General features: G+C 62.3%; 20 protein-coding genes and 1 tRNA gene. 7 read left to right on the top strand and 14 right to left on the bottom strand.

Annotated features, from left to right (window positions below):
- Positions 1-50: 50 nt before the first annotated feature.
- From arfB to ACE3OA_RS04385, 4 genes are all read right to left on the bottom strand, one after another.
- Positions 51-470: an alternative ribosome rescue aminoacyl-tRNA hydrolase ArfB gene (gene arfB / locus ACE3OA_RS04400; RefSeq protein WP_374308302.1), complete on the bottom strand. Its 420-nt coding sequence runs from the start codon at positions 468-470 to the stop codon at positions 51-53.
- Between the two features lie 64 nt (positions 471-534).
- Positions 535-1422: a bifunctional methylenetetrahydrofolate dehydrogenase/methenyltetrahydrofolate cyclohydrolase FolD gene (folD, locus tag ACE3OA_RS04395; protein ID WP_374308300.1), complete on the bottom strand. Its 888-nt coding sequence runs from the start codon at positions 1420-1422 to the stop codon at positions 535-537.
- 18 nt (positions 1423-1440) lie between these two features.
- Positions 1441-1797, bottom strand: a complete 357-nt coding sequence (locus ACE3OA_RS04390; protein ID WP_374308298.1) for a DUF167 domain-containing protein — start codon at positions 1795-1797, stop codon at positions 1441-1443.
- Positions 1798-1835: 38 nt separating this feature from the next.
- Positions 1836-2117, bottom strand: coding sequence for a YggT family protein (locus tag ACE3OA_RS04385; RefSeq protein WP_374308296.1), 282 nt, complete (start codon positions 2115-2117; stop codon positions 1836-1838).
- Positions 2118-2489: 372 nt separating this feature from the next.
- On the opposite strand from ACE3OA_RS04385, the gene ACE3OA_RS04380 reads away from it, so the two are divergent.
- Positions 2490-2565, top strand: a tRNA-Ala gene (locus tag ACE3OA_RS04380).
- A 304-nt stretch (positions 2566-2869) separates the two neighbouring features.
- Here ACE3OA_RS04380 and ACE3OA_RS04375 read toward each other — a convergent pair.
- The 4 genes from ACE3OA_RS04375 to ACE3OA_RS04360 all read right to left on the bottom strand — a co-directional run bounded on the left by ACE3OA_RS04375 (position 2870) and on the right by ACE3OA_RS04360 (position 5707).
- The gene (locus ACE3OA_RS04375) at positions 2870-3469 is read right to left on the bottom strand and encodes a hypothetical protein (protein WP_374308294.1); all 600 of its coding nucleotides are present in this window, start codon (positions 3467-3469) and stop codon (positions 2870-2872) included.
- 239 nt (positions 3470-3708) lie between these two features.
- The gene (locus ACE3OA_RS04370) at positions 3709-3984 is read right to left on the bottom strand and encodes a DUF1488 family protein (protein WP_374308292.1); all 276 of its coding nucleotides are present in this window, start codon (positions 3982-3984) and stop codon (positions 3709-3711) included.
- 351 nt (positions 3985-4335) lie between these two features.
- Entirely contained in the window at positions 4336-4473 is a 138-nt protein-coding gene (locus ACE3OA_RS04365) for a hypothetical protein (RefSeq protein WP_374308290.1), read from the bottom strand.
- Between the two features lie 274 nt (positions 4474-4747).
- Positions 4748-5707: a hypothetical protein gene (locus tag ACE3OA_RS04360; RefSeq protein WP_374308288.1), complete on the bottom strand. Its 960-nt coding sequence runs from the start codon at positions 5705-5707 to the stop codon at positions 4748-4750.
- 954 nt (positions 5708-6661) lie between these two features.
- Here ACE3OA_RS04360 and ACE3OA_RS04355 point away from each other — a divergent pair.
- On the top strand, positions 6662-7336 hold the full coding sequence (locus tag ACE3OA_RS04355; protein WP_374308286.1) for a DUF1062 domain-containing protein: 675 nt from the start codon (positions 6662-6664) through the stop codon (positions 7334-7336).
- Here ACE3OA_RS04355 and ACE3OA_RS04350 read toward each other — a convergent pair.
- A complete protein-coding gene (locus ACE3OA_RS04350) occupies positions 7323-8036 on the bottom strand; it encodes a gamma-glutamylcyclotransferase (protein ID WP_374308284.1) in 714 nt (237 codons plus the stop codon). The two genes, ACE3OA_RS04355 and ACE3OA_RS04350, sit on opposite strands and share 14 nt — an antisense overlap.
- Before the next feature lie 221 nt (positions 8037-8257).
- Between ACE3OA_RS04350 and ACE3OA_RS04345 the strand changes: the two genes are divergently transcribed.
- Together ACE3OA_RS04345 and ACE3OA_RS04340 are read left to right on the top strand one after the other, a co-directional pair.
- A complete protein-coding gene (locus tag ACE3OA_RS04345) occupies positions 8258-8923 on the top strand; it encodes an HAD family hydrolase (RefSeq protein WP_374308282.1) in 666 nt (221 codons plus the stop codon).
- Between the two features lie 122 nt (positions 8924-9045).
- Positions 9046-9726: an ureidoglycolate lyase gene (locus tag ACE3OA_RS04340; RefSeq protein WP_374308280.1), complete on the top strand. Its 681-nt coding sequence runs from the start codon at positions 9046-9048 to the stop codon at positions 9724-9726.
- Here ACE3OA_RS04340 and betC read toward each other — a convergent pair.
- Both betC and ACE3OA_RS04330 read right to left on the bottom strand, forming a co-directional pair.
- Positions 9723-11225: a choline-sulfatase gene (betC, locus tag ACE3OA_RS04335; protein ID WP_374308278.1), complete on the bottom strand. Its 1503-nt coding sequence runs from the start codon at positions 11223-11225 to the stop codon at positions 9723-9725. The genes ACE3OA_RS04340 and betC overlap by 4 nt on opposite strands.
- 7 nt (positions 11226-11232) lie before the next feature.
- A complete protein-coding gene (locus tag ACE3OA_RS04330) occupies positions 11233-11481 on the bottom strand; it encodes a GlsB/YeaQ/YmgE family stress response membrane protein (RefSeq protein WP_374308276.1) in 249 nt (82 codons plus the stop codon).
- Between the two features lie 193 nt (positions 11482-11674).
- On the opposite strand from ACE3OA_RS04330, the gene ACE3OA_RS04325 reads away from it, so the two are divergent.
- Positions 11675-12259: a PRC-barrel domain-containing protein gene (locus ACE3OA_RS04325; protein ID WP_374308274.1), complete on the top strand. Its 585-nt coding sequence runs from the start codon at positions 11675-11677 to the stop codon at positions 12257-12259.
- 6 nt (positions 12260-12265) lie between these two features.
- Here ACE3OA_RS04325 and ACE3OA_RS04320 read toward each other — a convergent pair whose 3' ends face one another.
- Both ACE3OA_RS04320 and ACE3OA_RS04315 read right to left on the bottom strand, forming a co-directional pair.
- Positions 12266-13663, bottom strand: a complete 1398-nt coding sequence (locus ACE3OA_RS04320; RefSeq protein WP_374308272.1) for a PAS domain-containing sensor histidine kinase — start codon at positions 13661-13663, stop codon at positions 12266-12268.
- Between the two features lie 178 nt (positions 13664-13841).
- On the bottom strand, positions 13842-14615 hold the full coding sequence (locus ACE3OA_RS04315) for an ABC transporter ATP-binding protein (RefSeq protein WP_374308270.1): 774 nt from the start codon (positions 14613-14615) through the stop codon (positions 13842-13844).
- A 219-nt stretch (positions 14616-14834) separates the two neighbouring features.
- On the opposite strand from ACE3OA_RS04315, the gene ACE3OA_RS04310 reads away from it, so the two are divergent.
- Together ACE3OA_RS04310 and ACE3OA_RS04305 are read left to right on the top strand one after the other, a co-directional pair.
- Positions 14835-15389, top strand: coding sequence for a hypothetical protein (locus tag ACE3OA_RS04310; RefSeq protein ID WP_374308268.1), 555 nt, complete (start codon positions 14835-14837; stop codon positions 15387-15389).
- Positions 15390-15440: 51 nt separating this feature from the next.
- Positions 15441-18257: a [protein-PII] uridylyltransferase gene (locus ACE3OA_RS04305; RefSeq protein ID WP_374308265.1), complete on the top strand. Its 2817-nt coding sequence runs from the start codon at positions 15441-15443 to the stop codon at positions 18255-18257.
- 3 nt (positions 18258-18260) lie between these two features.
- Here ACE3OA_RS04305 and ACE3OA_RS04300 read toward each other — a convergent pair whose 3' ends face one another.
- A complete protein-coding gene (locus tag ACE3OA_RS04300; protein ID WP_374308263.1) occupies positions 18261-20798 on the bottom strand; it encodes an ABC transporter permease in 2538 nt (845 codons plus the stop codon).
- Between the last annotated feature and the right edge of the window lies 1 nt (position 20799).

The raw sequence follows: 20799 nt of genomic DNA, 5'->3' as shown, positions 1-20799 counted from the left end.
TCTCTCTATCAGCCCACTCTCGCGCCTGACGGGGCGGCTGGCAACCCGGCTCAGTCATCGAGCCTGCCCTGCCTCAACTTCTTGACGCTGCCGCGCTTGGCCTTGCTGTCCATGCGCTTTTCCTTGGAAGCCTTGGTCGGCTTGGTCTTGCGCCGGGCCTTCGGCACGACGGTGGCGGCGCGGATCAATTCCACCAGTTTTTCAAGCGCATCGGCCCGGTTCATCTCCTGGCTGCGATGGCTTTGCGCCGTGATGACGATCTCGCCCGAGAGGGTGAGGCGCCGCCCGGCAAGCTTCATCAGCCGCTCGCGCACCCCTTCGGGCAGGCTGGGTGAGTTCCTGGCATCGAAGCGCAATTCGACCGCCGAGGAGACCTTGTTAACGTTCTGCCCACCCGGCCCGGAGGCGCGGATGAAGCTTTCCTTGATCTCGCGCTCGTCGAGATGGATACGGCTGGTGACTTCGATCATGCCGGCGAAACTAGCAAAAAAGTCCCCGCTAATCGATTAGCTAATCGATTAGCTGGCCCCCTTTTCACCCCTCATCGGGGAGCGCCACGCCTTTTTGCCGGCAGGCGGCGATGAGGGTGCTGTGGAGGAGCATCGCGATGGTCATCGGCCCGACCCCGCCCGGCACCGGGGTGATCGCCCCGGCGCGGCCGATGCAGGACTGGAAGTCGCAATCGCCCACCAGCTTGCCCTTGCCGTCCTTCTCGATGCGGTTGATGCCGACATCGATGACGACGGCCCCCTCCTTCAGCCAATCGCCCTTGACCATCTCCGGCCGGCCGACGGCGGCCACCACGATGTCGGCGCGGCGCACTTCGGCGGGGAGGTCCTTGGTCTTGGAATGGGCGATGGTGACGGTGCAGCTTTCGCCGAGCAGCAGCTGCGCCATCGGCTTGCCGACGATGTTGGAGCGGCCGATCACCACCGCATGCTTGCCGGAGAGATCGCCCAACCGATCCTTCAACAGCAGCAGGCAGCCATAGGGCGTGCAGGGCACCAGGCCCTGCCCGCCGGTGGCGAGGCGCCCGGCATTCACGACATGGAAGCCGTCGACATCCTTGTCCGGGTCGATGGCGTTGATGACGGCCTGGGCGTCGATCTGCTTCGGCAAGGGCAGCTGCACCAGGATGCCGTTGACCGCCGGGTCCGCATTCAGCTGGGCGATGAGCTTCAGCAGCGTTTCCTGGCTGGTCGACGCGTCGAGCTTGTGCTCGAAGCTGTTCATGCCCGACGCCTTGGTCTGCTCGCCCTTGTTGCGCACATAGACCTTGCTGGCCGGATCCTCGCCCACCAGCACGACGGCGAGGCCCGGGGTGAAGCCGTTCCTGGATTTGAGGGTCGCCACCTGGGCTGCGATCTTGTTGCGGATCTTTTCGGCAAAGGCCTTGCCGTCGATGATCTTCTGGTCGCTCATGATGGTTCAAGCCTCGTGCTAATCGGTAGGGATGCCCTTGAGGGTCTCGGTGAGCCAGGCATCGAGCGCCTGGACCAGCGTCGTCGGGTTGCCCCGAATGTCCACCAGCTTGCGCCGGTCTTTTGCCCCGGCGGCGACCGAAATCGCCGCTTTTGCGACAGGAAGATGTTTGGCGAGCAAGGCGATCACCGCCGCATTGGCCTTGCCGTCCTCAGGCGCCGCGTTGATGCCGAGTTTCAAGGCGACGCCACCCGCCTCATTGCCCTCGCTCGGCAAGTCCACAAAACCCTGCGGCCCCGCGCGCCGCGACTTGGGCGTCACCCGCAGCCGCAGGCGGATGCCGTCGGCAAGCAGCTCGTAGCAAAGCGGGATCACGGCCGGGGCCCGGTCGTCAGCGGATCAATACCAACGGCTCAATAAATGACGTATTCCCACATCAGGTTGCGCAGGAACTGCAGCAGCAGGATGAGCACGACGGGCGAGAGGTCGAGCCCGCCGACATTCGGGAGATAGCGCCGGATCGGCCGCAATGCGGGCTCGGTGACGCGGTAGGTGATCTCGCCCAGGCCCCGCACGAAAGGCTGGCGCGGATTGACGATGTTGAAATGGATCAGCCAGCCCAGCGCGATGTTGATGATGAGGACCCAGGTGAAGATCCAGATGACGGTGTCGATCAGAATGCCGAGGGATTGCATATGCCAGGATCCATTGCCGCTTGATGGGACGCCCTGCCGGGATCAGCCGGCCGGGATAAGTCGTTGGGACAGTTCGGCGGGGCACGCGCCCGCCGGAAAGAAGAAGCCGGAAAGAAGAACCGGTGGCAAGCTATGCCAGCCCTCCCCTCCGGATCAAGCAGCACCGCCGCCTTGCCCAGGCCCGCCCGCCAACCCGACCAGCAGGAGGGGATTCGCCCCCGCCCGGCGGAAAGCGGCCCTGAGGCCCGTCCCGACCCCCGGAAAGATGGCCTTTTCGGCCCGAAATTCAAGCCGTTAACCCAGGCTTGACAGCGCCCCTCCCCCCAACCATATTCCCGCCCGTTCCGGCGGTTAGCCGGAATCCCAGCGGGTGGGCCCGTAGCTCAGTTGGGAGAGCGCCTCGTTCGCAATGAGGAGGTCGTCAGTTCGATTCTGATCGGGTCCACCAAATTCTGGATGCTTGAAGGCCGCCTTTTGGGCGGCTTTTTTTGTTTTGCGTCCTGGCCCGTCCGGTCGCTTCGCATACCCTGAGGGCGGATGGCGCACGATTCTCGGTATGGCCCTTAAGGGCGAGGCGTGCTAGCCGCGTCGACCGCTTCGGGACTAGGTCGTGGGGAAGGGTAACCCATGAAATGGAGGCAAGATATCCGGAAGCAAGATCAATCAGAGTGTGCCCGGATCGACTAGGTCATCTGGGGACGTGAGTGCAGCTTAGGCACAACGTCGATGCACCGGGCCGGCACACGATGAGGTCAGCCCTTGGGGAACGCCCGGTCAAACTCAGCCAATGCAGTGACGGCCAGTTCAGCCATCTTCCGCAATTCAGCGATCACCTGCTTGGGCGTCAAAGTTGGCATCATAGATTTAAGGTAAGGGATGTGTGCGCCAGCTTTGCGAATTGCGAGTATCAATGCTTCGTCCTCGGTTTTCGCCAGGTCCTGTGCGAGCACAAAGAGGTCAGTCTCGTCCAGATTTTGGAGCACATGCGCCGGCACGGAACCCGCTTGGTCGTCTCGATCACTTGGTTCTCCATGGCCGAGGCCATCCGCAATGGCGCCGGCAATCACATTGAGAGTGGAGAGCGATTGAATGCGCGTGATGAACTCTTCACGATAGCGCTGATGACGCTCGAATTTTATCAGCTCTTTTTGATCCTGAAACCCGCGCCGGATCTGCCAGCCTACAATCCAGGCACCAGCAACGATTGAACCGACGGACACCAACGCACTAAGTATATCACCCCCGTCAAATGGGCAGTCACGGCCACAGGCGCCCAAAATAGGCGGCAACTCAAACCAAAGAATAGAGATCGCCACTGCCATAGCCAACGCGACGACAACCGCCCTAAGCATCTGCCCCCCTAAGGAAATTTGACATCGATCAGTACTCGCGCCTCCCGCACAGCCACATTTTCGCTGTATGAAGGACACTTAACCAGGGCTTCGTCGCGGATGGCTTCGATCTCGCAGGCGCCAGGCAACTGGTCTCAACCAAATGGTGCACTAGCCCCTTCCACAAGGCGAGCGAGGCCAAAGCGGCCGCACTGTCGGGCGGACCGGTGCGGCTGAAACGGAGATCGCTCGGCATGACATCACCGGTTCAAGTCTGCGGTCCTAACAAGCACAAGGCCGTCGGCTTCTTTGGTTCCGGCGGCGTATTTGCGTTGGGCAATCGCCTGAATTTCGGCTTTGAAGGCATCATACAGGGCGAGAAGGCTTGCGATCGATCCGTCCTTGGAACGCCCACGATCCATCAGGGCTTCGCTCGAAACCGCGCATGCCACCCGCTTGTCCCCATCGAACGTTTCGATCTTGAGCACGAAGCGATCGGTATCCCACGTCGTCGTACCAGTGAAAGTTAAAGCCATGACTGACCTCCCCATCATTTTCCGAGGGCTGATCGTGCAGGCTTTGCTCGCCGGCTGCAAGACCATGACCAAGCGCCTAGCGTAGTGGAAAAAGACCTAAGCGCCGGATCTCGCCATCGGGTGTCTCAAGGATCTCAAGCGTCGCAACTGGGGTTGCCGACAGTTCAATGACAGATGGCAGATCCGCCAACCCTCACCCTAGAAAATGGTCAAGCCGGGGGACGGACGCTATGTTAGGTAATCTTGGCGCACGACATCGCATATGGATCAATGGTTGCCTAGGGAGATCGTCGCGAAGTGCCTAAAAGCTGGCTATTAATCGCCTTGGGCACCGATCCAGTATGAGGCCAATCACACTACCGAGAACTGGAGGAATGCAACAAGCCAGGTCGGCTGCGCGCTGCAATGCACCTGCCCACAATTTTCACCCGCCTCACCTTGATCGTCGAGGCCGCTACGATTGAGCAACAGCAGGATTTCAGCGGTCAAGATGCTAGCCCGAGGGATTGTCGGCCGAATGGCTTGAGGCCAGCCTGAGCTGCATTGAATCTGCCAATGTGCCAGCAAGGACGCAGCTCGCCTGCTTGTGGATGCATCTCCACGGCGTCGAATCCTGGTGGACCAACCCCGAGGTTGTCGCCCTCACCTTCCGCGTCATGCGCGGTAGCACCGACACCCTCTAAGACGCAGCGTGAAAACATATTCCTTTAGTGAAGAAGCAACATCTGGGGATCTTTCCCGGTAGCTCGGAGCGGGAAGTTGGTCAGATCCAAATTGCACTGAGCCCATGATTAGCTTGTATCGTGGACCTTGCCTGCTCAAGGCGTGGCAACAGATTCTTGCTGCGAGCAAGCACCTTTCGGGCAAAGAAATGTTGCCACCGACCCGCACCAGCGGGTCGTCGCAGGCCTGCCGGCAGCGGCTGGCCATCACAAAAGCGAAGCAATTGTTGGACGGAACTATAGAACCACATCACTTCGTGGATAAGATTGAGATCATAGATAGACCCAATAGCGGGAAGCGCTGCGTCATATGCATGGCAACCTATTGCGATGATATTGCCTGGATCGTTACGAATAAAACTCTTCCGATCTCGGTATCGACGAATGCGGATAAAGCGAGTTTCATAGTCATCAACTACTACGCAGGCACGATCAGAAATGATCTGAGCTTCAGTTATCAGCATAGTCAGACAAGATATTATTCGCTTCGCCTCTTCCTCCCGAGCCGCGTCGTTCTGGGCTTTGATAGTTACTCTTGTTTGCCATGTGACCCCTACAATAGCAAAGATCGTTCCGAGAAATGTCGAGCTCACGACAAGAACATTGATGATGTCTGTATCGTTCTTGAGCCCCGACAAACCGCGAAACACGACGGAATAGGGCGCATAGAACATCGATAGCAGTGCCGTGCAAAAAAGCAGAGAGCTTACCGAGACTATTAGCAGCGCTACACTTACTGCCGGCGAGATAGGCAGAGTCTTAAAGAGACCAGCCCAGCGTTTTCTTGTATCCAGAAATCTTGCAGCCAGCATTGTTGCGCAGGCAATGCAGAACAGAAAAACAGACAGCAAAAAGAATGCGAAAAGAGGGCTCCACTCAGACAGATTTGGCACTTGATCGAACAACCTCTCTATGGGCCGCCAGAGCAATTGAATACAAAAGGCACCGATCAACGCCCAGTAGAATGGCTGCCTGTAAATGGAATCGGATTTGATATTCACGTCGCACCGGGAGAATCAGTCTTTCGCGTTAAGATAGCAGCTGAAAGCCAAAAGGCCACACATTCTAGTGACCTACGCACATAACCTTCACGGCACAGCGCCAAGCGTATCTTAAGGTTGAACAGAAATCGGAGTCGGAACAGAAATCGGAGTCAGACACCAATTTTGAGCAGGTGTCTCTTGGCTTCACACTCGTGGATGGCCGGCTGCAGTTGTTGAATGTCGGCATGCGCCGGCGGGCGACCACGATGGGGGAGTGATGGGCCAACCGGGATGCGGGCAGACGGCCCGGGTATGCTGCTGAGCACAGCTGACCCCACCGAGTGAGTAGTCATGGATGCCCGGATCAAGTCCGGGCATGACGGCGGGGGTGGAGATTGGGCTTGCGACGTTGGTTGCGGATGGTGGCGATGGTGTGGCGGTGCCGCTGCCACACGCCGATAGTGGGATGAGTTGCGCAACATCGTGGCGGTGGAGAGATACCCCCTCCCCGGCCCTCCCCCTCAAGGGGGGAGGAGAAAGAAGGGTGAGGGTTTCACGGCTTGTGCGCGACGCCGCCGCCCGATCTTTCCGGTTGTCCCCTGCGGATTTCGCGGCATAATCGCAGGCCAGTTGCCGCATCATGTCGAGGCTGACTTTGCCTAAGCACTGACCGATCTCAGTGAACCCGCGTCTCAAGTGGCGCCTGCGCGTGATTGCGTGGGGCCCTGAGGTTGTTCGTGCTGGCTGCGGTGGGCTGGGATCGGTTGTGGCGGGAAGCCCGACGGAACAGCGCATCTTTGGCATCTTGGCCCCTCATCTTGGGCCCTTGGTCCGGCCAGAGATACTAGGCGCGAAATCGTTCCATCATCCCCTTCTGCAGCGCCTTGGCCGAGCTCCGGCATGCGACGTCTTTTTCAAGATCTCACCTGACACCGCCGCACAGCACTTCCGGATCGGAAGGCTGTCATCCACATGGTTACCCCTATCGGCGCCAGCGGCGCCCTGGTGCAGATCGACGTTACGACGCAACAAGACCCTCAAATCGAGCGGCATTGTGCCGGCTGCAAGGCGCGCGGCACCTTTGCCAGCAGCGGCAAGTTCCGCGTCAACGCCAACGGCAAGCAGGTCGATGCCTGGCTGATCTATCGCTGTGTCCTGTGCCGGCAGAGCTGGAACTATCCCATCCACGCGCGGCGGCCGGTGCGCAGTTTTGATGCGGCGGAACTGACCGCCTTGATGCGGAATGACGCAAGGCTTGCCGCCCGACATGCGCGCGATGTCGCCGGTCTCGCCGCCGCCGGGGCGGAGATCGTGCCGGGACGCGCGGTGGAGATCAGCCGCACCGTTCTGCGCCCGGCCGGCGACGATGCCGCGCGCGTCCAGCTGATCCTTCGCGTGGCGCCGGCTTGCGAAATCCGGCTCGACCGCCTGCTGGCGCTGGTCCTGGAACTGCCGCGTAGCGAGATCGAGCGGCTGGCGGGTGCCGCGGCTGTCACGATCGTGACGGGCCAGATTCATGCGCCGGATGCGGCGGATGCGCCGCGTGCCTTGCGGCGGACGGCCGGCGATGGGCAGCGGGTCGAACTCGATCTGGCGCGCTGCCCGCCTTCCGTCCTGCAGGCACTCAGAGCGGTTAGGGTGCGCTGACCTTCGGCCCGGCCCGACCTTCATCCATCTGGCGTTCCTTGATGCGGGCCGCCACCAATTGCTGCAGGTGCCAGAGATGGCGGTCGTGGATGCCCTTGGCTTCGAGATGGCTAACTGTGTTGTGCAGATATTCAGCACCACTGCCCCAATGGCCACAGGCGCGGCTGAGGATGTCGGCCACCTCCTCGACCGGCAGCTTGCCGGCATACGACGGCGCCGCGCGGTTCATGAAGAAGGCGATGGCGCGCACCGGGCCGGATGGTGCGGCGACGGTGATCCAGCGCGGGCGGCAATTGGGCGGCTTTACCGTGAATTCGCGGCGGAAGAGCTTGTCGACCTGGGCCTGGAGATCATCGTCCGGCAACCGATAGAGCATGTCGCCGCAACCGCCGCCGCGGTCGAGCGCCATCATCAATCCAGGCTCCGCCCGCGTGCCGCGAAAGCGCTGCACGCGGAAGCAGAAGGCCCGGTGATAGCCGCGCACCAGGCCGCGCATCTCGTCCACATGCGGAATTTCCGGCTTCCAGATCAGCGAGCCGTAGGCGAAGAGCCAGCACGGGGTCCGGGGCGGATGTTCGGCCAGCATCGATGCGGTGATGGCGGCATAGTCGGCATCGTCGTGATAATCGAGGCCGGGGACCGGCCCTTCATCGGCCAGGTCGCGGTGGACGCGCGCCACCAGTTCGGGCGTCAGATCCATGCGGCGGGGTGTGTTGCGGCCGGGTGTGTTGCGATTGGGCAGAGCGGACCTCGGATGTGGCAAAGGAGATTCGGCAATGGGGGGAGCTGCGTCACGGAGAATTCTGCGGCATCGTCGCCCCGCATCGGCTAGAAGGGCAAGTGACGATTTCTCACCGCCCGGTTGAGATGCCCTGGCCCGTAAGATGCCCTGGCCGCGTGAGATGCCCCTAAGGAGCCCCGATGACCACCGCTTTGTTGTTCGACCTCGACGGCACCCTGGTCGACACCGACCATCTGCATCTGGAGGCCATCAACCACATCTTTGCCGAACACGGTTTGCAGATCGACCGGCCGACCTATACCGCCCGCATCATGGGCCAGCCGAACCATGGCGTTGCCGAGGCCTTCCTGCCGCATCTCTCGCCGGAAGAAGGTGCTGCCGTGCTGGCGCAGAAGGAAGCGGTCTATCGCACGCTGGTGGGGCCGCTCACGCCGATCGCGGGTCTCATCGACCTCCTCGACTGGGCGGAGGCGCGGGGCTTGCGGACTTGCGTCGTCACCAACGCGCCGCGCCCCAATGCGGAACTGGTGCTGGGCGGGCTGGGCCTCGCCGCGCGGTTCGAGACCCTGGTTATCGGCGAGGAGTTGGCTGAGATGAAGCCGCATCCCCTGCCCTATCTCACCGGGTTGGAGCGGCTGGGGGCCGTCGCCGCCCGCTCGGTGGCGTTCGAGGATTCCTCCGCCGGCATGCGGGCGGCACTCGGGGCGGGCCTGTCGCTGGTCGGCATGGCGACCTCCCTGCCGCCCGATGCCCTGCTGCAGGAAGGGGCGCATCTGGCAGTGAAGGATTACCACGACCCGCGCCTCCGCGCCTTCATCGAGGAACGGCTGCTGGGGGCCGGCTGAGGCGCTCGAGCAGGAACGCCACCGTACAAGTTTCATCATCATGTAACGCTGTCCGGCCGGAATTGATTTATACCCAGGCGCGGCCGAGACTGGCCGCCTTTGCCCTGCCGGAGGTTGCCCCCATGACCGTGCTCAACGCGCCGAACCTCAAACCGCTTGCCGCCACCATGCCGGACAAGCCGGTGCATCGCCTGCCGCTGGTGCGGGCGACGCCGGAAAACCTCAAGGGCTATGGCGAGATCATCGCGCATGCGGATGCGCGCAAGGTCGAGATCGTGCGCTGGCCGTCGCTGGGCTGGCGCCAGGTCGAGCCCGGCACCGGCGACCAGGGCGGCACGACGGAGGGCGAATTCCGCTTCAACTGGCATGGCGACGTGCTGCGTGCCCGCAACGAGGCGGTCGACGACGATTACGTGCTGGGCTGGACCTGCCAGCCGAGCCAGGCGCGCGAGGACCGGCAGACCTGCCCGCGCGATGAATTACTGCTGTGGCGCTGCAACTATCATCCCGATGGCGGGCAGCTGTTCTTCCCGCTGGAGCCGGGGCCTTTCGTGACGACCCTGGCCCTGCCCGGCGACGACATCACGCCGGAGAGCTTCGTTGCCTTCTATTCCGAAGGCGGCAGCGGGCTCTACATCCACCCCGGCATCTGGCACGAGGCGCTGTGCCCGGTGAATGACAGCTTCCGCTTCTATGGCCGGCAGGGGAAAGTGCATGCCCGTGTCGGCGCCGATTTCCCCAAGGAGTTCGGCTGCTATCTCTCGGTGTCGCTGCGCCAGGAAGACGTGCGCGAGCGGCTCTAGCTCCGCCGCGGGCGCCGCAGCGCCGCGTCGGGATCCGGGAGGTCGAAGCCGTAATTGCGGTAATAGGCGCTGGCCGCATCCTGGCGCGGTTCGAAATCCCACGGGGTGACACGGCCCTTCACCAGGGCCTCATGCACCAGGCGCCGCCGATGCTGGCTCATCAGCACCTGGCCGCGGAGTGCGTCGAAATCCCAGCGCGATTCCGCTGCGGCGATGAATTCTGCAAGCTCCGCCGAACAGGCAGGATCGCGGGCCAGATTGTGCCGCTCCAGCGGGTCGGCGGCGAGATCGTAGAGCGTCGCGCCGTCGTCGCGGGCATAGGTGAATTTCCGCGCGCCCTTGCGCAACATGACGGCCGGGTGTTCATAGCCTTCGCCCATATACTCGCCGGCGATGTCGCCCGTGGGCAGCGCCGTTCCATTGAGGCTCGGCCACAGGCTGCGGCCATCCAAAGCAAGACCGGGGAGCGCGCTCGCCGTCAGATCGGCGAAGGTCGGCATCAGATCGAGATGCGACACGGCCGGCGCCACGCGCTTGCCCGGCGCGATGCCGGGGCCGGCGATGACCAGCGGCACGCGAATGGCGCGCTCGAAGAAGGTCATCTTGTACCAGAGGCCACGCTCGCCCAGCATGTCGCCATGATCGGAGGTGACGATGACGATGGTATTGTCGAGCTGATCGAGGACCTTCAGCGTCGCGATGAGGCGCCCCAGCAGATCGTCGCAATAGCTGATCATGCCGTAATAGGCATGGCGCGCGCGACGGATCTGCTCCGCCGACAATGGGATCTCGCCGCGGTCGTAGAGCTGGAACATGCGGCGCCCGGCGGCATCGTCCTGCTTCGGCACCACCGGCATGTCGATCTCGGCATCGGCGTAGAGATCCCAGAAGGGTTTGAGCGCCTGATAGGGATCGTGCGGGTGCATGACCGACAAGGTCAGCATGAAGGGGCGCTTATCGGCCGCACCGGCATGCTGGTGCAGCCATTGGCGCGCCTTGAAGGTCGCCTCCTCGTCATATTGCAGCGAGAGTGAATAGTCGCAGGGCCCGGCCTCGGCGACGGATTGCAGCGTGTGATACCAGGGCAAGGCCGCCTGCGGATGCTCCCAATCCGGCGTCCAGCCGAGATCGGAGGGCGACAAATCCGTCGTCAGCCGTTCCTCATAGCCATGCAGCTGGTCGGCACCGGTGAAATCCATCTTGCCGGAGAGACAGGTGCGATAGCCGGCGCGGCGCAGCAGATGGAGGAAGGTCGGCACGCTCGACGGCAATTCGCTGGCATTGTCGAAAGCCCCGATGCGCGCGGGCAGCAGCCCGGTCAGCATGCCGAAACGCGCCGGCGAGCACAGCGGGGCCGCGCAATAGGCGTTCTCGAACAGGGTGCCGCGCGCGGCAAGCGCATCGAGATGCGGCGTCTTGACCACCTTGTGACCATAGGCCGGCAGCGACAAGGCAGCCAGCTGGTCGAACATGACGAAGAGGATATTTGGCTGCGGCATCTTGGGATCAGGAACGCAGGCGGCGATAGATGAAAAGCAGCAGCAGCGAGCCTGCGACGGCGATGACGAAGCTCTTGATATCGAAGCCGGTGATGTCACCCAGGCCGAACATGGTGGCCAGCCAGCCACCGAGCATGGCGCCGACGATGCCGATCACGGTCGTCATGATGAACCCGCCAGGATCGCGGCCCGGCATGATCCATTTGGCGAGTATGCCGGCGATGAGACCAAAGGCAATCCAGCTGAGCCAGCCCATGACAATCCTCCGTAAATGAAGAGGCGCCGAGACTAGCCAATATTCGGGCTTTCCGCCACCGGTGACATCGTCGTGGGATCGCCTTTGTGACGTCACCGCCTTGTCACGCAGGCGACGGAACGATCGCCAGTACGAACCATTTCCTTTCGGGACGACCGCGCAATCACGCGTGAGCAGAGAAGGAGATGAGGCCATGATGAAACGCATCCTGCTGGCGGCCACCGTGGCGGTATTGCCGCTGGGACCCGCCCTCATGAACCCGGCGCTTGCGGAAGACCCGGCGGCGACGCCGAGCGCGCCCGCCCCGGCCGAGTCAACGCAGCCGGCAGCACCCGCCACCAACAGTGTCGGCACGGTTGAAGCTGAGCCGGTCGTGACACCGCCGCCATCCGAGGCGGTTATTCCGGCCCAGCGCGCCAATGAAGTGCGTGCCGAAAGCCTGATCGGCGCCACCGTGTTCAGCCCGGAAGGCGACAAGGTCGGCACGGTGAAGGACATTCTGTTCGATACCAGCGGCAAGGCGACCGGCCTTGTGCTCTCGGTCGGTGGCATCATGGGTCTCGGCGCCAAATCGGTCGGCCTGACCTGGGAAGAAGTCGACGTGCAGCCGGAGCCGAAACTGTTGCAGGTGAAGTACAGCGAAGATCAGCTGGAAGCCGCTCCGGCCTTCAAGACCCAGGAAGCACAGCAGGCGGAATCGGATGCACAGAAGCTGCAGGCCGAACCGCCGGCCCAGGCGCCCGCGCCGATGACACCCGCACCGGCAACGACGGAATAGGCTTGATTACATTACTGCGGACCCCGGCTCCGGCCGGGGTTCTTCGTTGCCGGCAAAGTCGTGTAACGTTCGCGCCGGCGGGAATGAAACGGTGACGACGGTCCCCTGGTTTGGTGAACTGGCGACAGCGATCTGACCACCATGTGCGTCGACCAGCTTCTTGGTGATGGCTAGGCCCAGCCCCGTGCCGCCATAACGTCGCGAAACCTTGGCATCGACTTGGTAGAATGGCTGGAACAGCTTCTCAAGCGAGCTCGCCGGAATGCCGATGCCGGTATCGCTCACCGACATTTCGATTCCGCCCTTGTCGTTCACATACGCTGAAACCCGGGCCGTACCACCCGGCGGTGTGAACTTTACTGCGTTGGAAAGCAGATTGAGCACGATCTGCTTCAAGGCGCGCTCGCCCCCCATCAAGGGAGGGAGGCCGGGCTCGATATCGGCCAGCAGCCGCACACCACCTTCGCCCGCCCGGCGCTCGATCAGGCGCCGGCTGGTGGCGATGATGGCCGGCATGTCGATTTCCCGCTCCTCAAGATCCACGCGTCCGGATTCGAGTTTCGCCATGTCGAGAATGTCGTTGATGAGCTGCAGCAGAAGCTGCCCGCTGTCGAAGATGTCCGCGGCATAACGCCGGAAGGTGTCGAGGTCCGAAGTCAGACGCTGATCCCGGATGATCTCCGAAAAACCGAGAATGGCATTGAGCGGCGTACGCAATTCGTGGCTCATATTGGCCAGGAACTCGGACTTCGCACGATTGGCCAGTTCGGCTTCGTTCTTGGCCGCGATGAGATCGGCTTCAAAGCGGCGCTGCTCGGTGATGTCGAAGCCGATGCAGACGAGCAAGGAAATGCGATCCTTGGCATCCTTCAATGCCACATTCGACCAGCGCAGCAGGCGCTTTTCGCCGGACCGGCTGATCCAGAAATTCTCGTTGATGATGGGATAGGCGTCGGCCTTGCGGCCGCACACGATCTCCTCCACGCGGTCGAAATCAGTGCCGGGCAGAATCTGGCGCCAGATCGCCGGGTCAGTCAGCTCCACCTCACTATAGCCCGACAATTTTTCCGCCGCTCTGTTGGCACGCAGCAAGGTGCCATTGGCGTCGTAGACCGTGATTGCGGCATCAACCGAATCGAGGACGAGCGAAACGAAGGCTTCTTCGTAAACCGGCGCAGGGGGATGATTGCGCATGGCGAGCCAAGCCATCACGACATTGCCGAGCAGGATAGCAGCGACGATAGCGGTCAGAATTTGCGCGCTGCCGCTGGCGAGCGCCGCCAGCCCAGCCACCACCGCCAGGGCCCCCAGATTGATGGCGAGTGCGATTGACGCGCCAAGATGCCGCCGAAGATGAGCCTGGTCGATGCCGGCCTTCGACCTGTGCTTTACGCCATTCGCCACGCGCTGCCTGCTGAGATGCCCCAATCACGTCGTTCGGACGCGATCTCGTTTCATGACAGCGAGTCTCGGGCAGATGGGTTAATAAACCCTTCACGATCCAGCCCGAAATAGGCCGAATTGTCGTGGTTTTTAGGCAACTTGGGTCGTTTGAGCACCCGAGTTGCCGATGCGATTCGACCTATTTGTGATGGGTTGTCTGGAGGAAGCCGCGCAGGCGATCGGAGCGCGGATTGGCAAAGACTTCGCGCGGATTGCCCTCCTCCTCGATCCGGCCCTGGTGGAGGAAAATCACCTTGTTGGCGACTTCACGGGCAAAGCCCATTTCGTGCGTGACCACCAGCATGGTACGGCCTTCCTCGGCCAGTTGGCGCATGACGCGCAGCACTTCACCGACAAGTTCCGGATCGAGCGCCGAGGTGGGCTCGTCGAACAGCATCACCTTGGGTTCCATCGCAAGTGCCCGGGCAATGGCAGCGCGCTGCTGCTGGCCGCCTGACAGATGGCTCGGATAATGGTTACGCTTGTCGGCGATGCCGACCTTGGCGAGCAGCTTCTCCGCCCGTTCGATCGCGTCCTTCTTGGGCAGTTTCAGCACATGCACCGGCGCCTCGATGACGTTTTCGAGGATAGTCATATGCGACCACAAATTGAAACTCTGGAACACCATGCCGAGGCTGGCGCGGATGCGGTCGACCTGCTTCCAATCCTCGGGCGTGGCATGGCCGTTCTTGAGGGCGCGCATGCGAATGAGTTCGCCGCTCACCGTGACCTTACCGGAATCGGGAGTCTCCAGCAGGTTGATGCAGCGCAAAAGCGTGCTTTTCCCGGAGCCGGACGAGCCGATCATGGCGATCACGTCGCCGGTATGGGCGGTTACGGATACGCCCTTCAAAACTTCAAGTTCGCCGAATCGCTTATGCAGATCTTCGACTTCAAGCGCGACTTGCGCCATGCAATCCCCCTCGCCTTTCCCTGTCCGGGGCCAACGGTCTTTGGTCAAGCCGTGTTTCCCCATCTTCTGGCGGGAGTTAAACCCACTTTGCAGCCTCGCGCCAAGGAAAATCCTGCCTTTTGGGCATTTAACCACCCCATAGTCGCCATTTGACTAAGCTCGGCGGGTTCGCCAAAGTCGTCGGACGCTGAACATTAGCAACTGAATCGGGAAAAAAGTATGATTTCACTCTGGTACCGCGGCAAACAGCTTCGTTCTTTTTTCCCCTTGCTGGCGGTCCTTGCCATCGGCGGCATGCTTTGCGCCGACCCATCTGCCGCGGCGGATGAGGAGGTCGAATGCAACTCGATCCGGCTCCAAATGGCGTCGGAAGGCTACGACATGATCTGCTCTGTCGATGACGTCTCGGACATCACCTACGAGACGCTTGAAGCCAACGCAACGGATGGCAGCCACTTCCTGGTCGTGACCGATGCCCGCACGAATTACGGCTATATCTTTGAAAGCCGCGGCCTGCGCGAATCGCTGACCAAGATCTTCAGCGAACTGGAAGTCTCCAACTGGACTGGCGGCAAGGGCGAACAGGGCCTCACGACCTCCGAATTCGACACCGATGTCAAAACCGTGGCCTCGGCCTGCGTCGGGTTTCACAAATACACCTCCCGCGATCAATGGGGCGGCTGGCGGCGGCACGTCATCGGCTTTGGCTGCAGCCGCGGCGGGGATCGGAAGCAAGTCTATGAAGCCTTGAAAAAGATCGATTTTCCAAACTAACAGGGCCACGTTAACTTTCCCAGCGCGCCTGCTTCCTGCTAGATTGCAGCTATGTTCGAGATCGACAATCAGCGCGCCATCATCGACCGCCGGGCCCTCATGGCGGAGCTTGACGGCCTCGCCGAGAGGCTGTCCGACCCGACCAGCCCGGGCGCGGAACTGGTCGATATCCTAAAGCGCCACCTGCAATCCGGCCGCGAGGAGATCCAGCGCCGCTTCCTCGGCAATAGCAGAGGAGCCCAGGCGGGCCTTACCAGCGCCCATGAAGCGAGCTTCCTGGTCGACCAACTGTTGCGGGTTCTTTTCGACTTCACTACCCAGAAGGCATTTCCGCTGGGGAATCCGACGGTCGCCGAGAAGCTGACCTTGCTGGCCGTCGGCGGCTATGGCCGAGGTGAGTTGGCGCCCTATTCCGACATCGACCTCCTCTTCCTGCTGCCCTACAAAATGTCGCCCTATTGCGAGCAGGTAGTGGAGTTCATGCTCTATCGCCTGTGGGATCTGGGGTTGAAGGTCGGCCAGGCCACGCGTTCCGTTGAGGAGTGCATTCGCCAGGCGGAAGGTGACCTCACCATCCGCACCAACCTCCTCGAAGCGCGCTATGTCTGGGGCGATCAGGCTCTCCATGACGATTTCAAGAAGCGCTTCCGGAAGCAAATCGTCAAAGGACACGGCGAGGCCTTCTATCAAGGCAAGCTCGCTGAGAGGAATGCACGGCACCAGCGCCATGGTGGATCGCGCTACACACTTGAGCCCAATATCAAGGAAGGCAAAGGTGGCCTCCGGGACCTCCAGACCCTGCTTTGGCTGGCCCGCTTCGTCTGCGGCGCGGACAGCATGCAGGAACTGGTCGAGCAAGGCATGCTGACCTCAGCCGAACGCGCGACCTTCGACAAGGCGCTCAACTTCTTCTGGACCCTGCGCTATCACCTTCACTACCTCACCGGCCGGGGCGAGGAACGGCTGACATTCGATCTGCAGCCGGAGATCGCGCGGCGCCTGGGCTACACCGACCACGCGGGCACCAAAGGCGTCGAGCGGTTGATGAAGCACTACTTCCTCACGGCCAAATCGGTCGGCGGGCTTACCCGCTATGTCTGCGCGGCGATCGAAGCGCAACTGATCAGGAAACCGATGCTGCGCCTGCCGGCGCTTGGCATTCTCAAGAAGGAACTCGGCGGTTTCCCGATCGAAGGCGGCCGCCTGACGATTCCGCGCGGCGATCATTTCGCGCAGCATCCGATCGACCTGCTGCGCATTTTCGCCGTGGCGCAAAAGAACGATGTTGAGATCCATCCGACCGCGATGACATCGATGTCGCATGCGTTACGTCAGGTTGACCGGCTGCGTGACGATCCTGCCGCCAACGCCGTCTTTCTCGACATGTTGACAGCCGAGCGCAGCCCGGAGCTTACGCTGCGCCGCCTCAGCGAGGTGGGCATTCTGGGGCGCTTCATTCCCGATTTCGGCCGTGTCGTGGCGCAGATGCAATACGACATGTATCACAGCTATACCGTCGATGAGCACACACTGTTCGCCATCGGCATTCTGGCGCGGATCGAAAAAGGTGAGTTGAAGGATGACGCGCCGATTGCCAGCACGGTGGTCAAGGAAGTCCTGTCGCGTCGGGTCCTCTATCTGGCGGTACTGTTGCATGACATCGCCAAGGGGCGCGCCGGTGACCATTCGATCCTTGGCGGCGACGTCGCGGAGAAGCTGTGCCCACGCCTGGGACTGACAGCCGAAGAGACGGAACAGGTCGCCTGGCTGGTACGCTATCACCTGCTGATGAGCAACACGGCATTCCGCCGCGACATCGACGACCCCAAGACCATCGCCGACTTCGTCGATCTGGTGCAATCGCCGGAGCGGCTGCGGCTGTTGCTGGTTCTCACCGTCGCCGATATCCGTGCCGTTGGTCCGAAGACCTGGAACGGCTGGAAGGCACAGTTGCTGCGCGAGCTATACACCCGCGCCTTCAATATGATGATGGGTGGCCTCAACACCACCGAGGAGGACCGGGCAGCATCAGTCATCGCCATTCTCAAGCAGGAATTGGGTGATTGGTCCGAGGCCGATCTGGCGGCTCATGCCGAACGCGGGCATTCCGCCTATTGGCTGGCCTTTCCGCCAGCTGCACTTGGCCGCCATGCCCGCATGATCCGCGCGGCGGAAGCCGAGCAGCGGCCGCTTTCGGTCGAATTCAACGTCGACCGCTGGCGCTCAATGACTGAAGTTACGATCTATACACCCGACCGGCAGGGACTGTTCTCCCAGCTTGCGGGCGCCATGGCACTGTGCGGCGCCAATATCGTCGACGCGCGCATCGTCACGTTGCGCAACGGGAAGGCGATCGACACCTTCTTCGTGCAGGACAGCGAAGGCGGGCCGTTCGACCGCCCAGCGCGCCTCGCCAAACTGTCGGCGACAATCACCCGTGTGCTGGAAGCGCCCGAGCAGACGCTGGAACAGTTGCAGGATCTGCCGCCGCTGGCCAACCCGGCGGCACGCAATTTTCCCGTTATCCCGCGCGTGCTGATCGACAACAAGGCCAGCGCCACGCACACAGTCGTCGAAGTCAACGGCCGTGACCGGCGCGGCCTGCTCTATTACCTCACCTCGGCACTGACCAAGCTTAACCTGCAGATCTCCAGCGCCAAGGTTTCGACCTTCGGTCATCGCGCGGTCGACGTCTTCTATGTAAAGGATCATTTCGGCTTGAAGGTCGAAAGCGAAACGCGGCTGAAGGCGCTGCGCGCCACCTTGATGACCGTGCTCACGGAAGCCGAACCAGAGAACGCCCTGCAGACGCGCGCCGTCACGGTCGATTCCTGGCCGCCGGTAGCCCCCTCGACCGCTGCGCAGTAGCTCCTATTCGTTCCTAAGATACGGCGCCGCGCGCGCACTGAGCGCACGCCAGGAGCCAGCGAAGCCAAGCCCCACCGCCAGCACCAGGCTGATCCCGACAATTCCGAGAACCAGCGGCAGATCGAAGGTCCAGCTGCTTTCCATGAGGCGCGTCAGGAAGAAATAAGCGCCGGTGCTGCCAATGCCCAAGGCGAAGATAGCACTCAGCCCCGCCAGAACGGCAAATTCGGTGAGATAGCCAAGTGCTACGTCGCGCCGTGTGCCGCCCAGCATCTTCAACAGCACGGCTTCGTAGATGCGCCTTTGTTGCCCGCTCGCCATCGCGCCGGCAAGGACCAGGGCACCGACGGCCAGGGCGATGGCAGCCGCGGCGCGCACGGCCCAGCCGACCGCATCGAGAATCCGGGTCGCGGTAGAGATCGCATCCTTGACGCGGATGGCGGAGATATTCGGATAGCGGGCGGCAAGCTCCGTCACCAGCGCGCCTTCGCGGTCGGGATCCACCCGCACGGTTGCGATATGGGTCTGTGGGGCGCCAGAGATCATCCCGGGGGAAAAGACCATGACGAAATTGATGTCGAGGCGCGACCAGTCGATTTCGCGTAAGGATGCAATCCGGCCGGTGATCTCGCGCCCGAGAATATTGACGGTCAGCTGATCGCCGATCTTGAGGCCGAGGCCGCGCGCCGTCTCTGCGTCAAGCGAGATAAGAGGATCGCCGCTGTAATCCGTCGGCCACCATTCGCCGGCGACGATCTTGGCACCGGGTGGCGGTTCCGCTGACCAGGTGATGCCACGATCCCCGCGCAGGACCCAGGCGATGTCTGCCGGGGCATTGACCTTTTCCGACGGGACACCGTTCACCTGCGAGATCCGGCCGCGCAGCATGGGGACGTGTTCATAATCCGTCGCCGTCGGATACTTGCTAACCTCCTCGGTGAAATCCGCGAGTTGCGCCGGCTGGATGTCGATGAAATAGAAGCTCGGCGCCTTGGCCGGCAGCGTCTCGGCGATGTCGCGCGTAAGGCCGCGCTGGATGAGGCCGACCGCCACGAGAATGGTGAGGCCGAGGCCGAGCGAGATCACGATACCGGCGGCCGGCGCCTGAGGTCGCACCATGGCGCCCAGCGCAAACCTGATGGCCTGCGGCCAGGCATTGCGCTGGGCGCGACGACGCAAGATCGCTGCCAGGTCGCGAATGCCGATAGCAAGCAGCCGGAACAGGGCGAGAGAAATCAGGGACGCGATGATGAACCATGTACCGAGCACACGGTCCTCGCTGCCCAGCAGCACGAGGCCAGCCAGCACCCAGCCGATGAGGCCGAGGGCGATGGCGTCGACCTTCTTCACCGCGCCAAGCTCCAGCGCCAAGGCGCGAAACAACTGCGCCGGACGAATGCGTTGTGCGCGCAGCAGCGGCAGCAATGAGAAGCAGGCGGCGGTCAGCAGGCCCACGGCGGTCGCGAACAGCAGGGGCAACACATAGAAACCAGGCAGGAGGCGCAGGCCATAGGAACTGAGTGCCGATTGCGCGACAAAAGGCAGCGCCACGCCGATGGCGAGGCCGAACACGATTCCCATCCCCGCCATGGCAAGAATCTGCATGCCGTAGATCAGGAACAGAAGACGCGAGGTGGCGCCGAGACAGCGCAGGATCGCCAAGGATTGCGCGCGGCTTTCAAGATAGGCGCGCACGGCATTGGCGATGCCGATGCCGCCGATCAGCAAGGCGGCAAAGCCGACCACGTTGAGGAACTGCGCCGTGCGGTCGAGGAAGCGGCTAGCGCCGGAGGCGGCATCGCTGAGATCGCGGATGCGCCAGCCGGCCTTGGGCAGATCGGCGCGCAATTTGTCGAGGAAGGCAGCCCCGTCGAGCGCCGGCTTATAGGCGACACGGTAGAGATGATAGACCAGGGCACCGGGCTGTAGCAAGCCGGAAGGCTGCAAGGCTGCCGGCGAGAGCATCAGCCGCGGCCCCAGCGAGAAACCGCGCAGTCCCCGGTCCGGTTCGAACTGCAGCAGCGCGGTCAGGCGATACTGGCCGTCCCCGATGGTGAGTCTGTCGCCGATCTTGAGGCCGAGCCGGTCGGCCAACGCACTTTCCGCAACCACACCGTAGAGGCCGTCGCTACCTCGCGCCAATGCTTGGCTGAGCGGGATTGCCGGTTCAAGCACCGGCGCTCCATAGAGCGGATAGGCATCGTCGACCGCCTTCACTTCGGCCAGGGTCGGCGCCACGTCGCTGCCGGCCACCTTGACCATGGCGCGCAGCTCCATCGCATGGGACAGCTTGCCTCCCTGCTCCAAGGCAGCGCGTTCGGTTGCGTCAGCCTCGCGATAAGCAAGGCGGAACTCCGCATCGCCTCCGAGAATGGCGCGGGCGTCGTTGGCAAATCCGGCTTCGATGGCAGCGGACAGTGATCCTACGCCGGCAATGATGCCGACGCCCAAGGCAAGGCTGGCAATGACAATGCCGAAACGCCGAAGGCCGCCGCGCATTTCACGGCGCGCGAATTTGAGGGCGAGTTTGAGACTGTCCATG

The sequence above is a fragment of the Dongia sp. genome (assembly GCF_041906375.1).
GTDB lineage: Bacteria > Pseudomonadota > Alphaproteobacteria > Dongiales > Dongiaceae > Dongia.
This window is presented reverse-complemented; position numbering and strand designations above follow the sequence as displayed.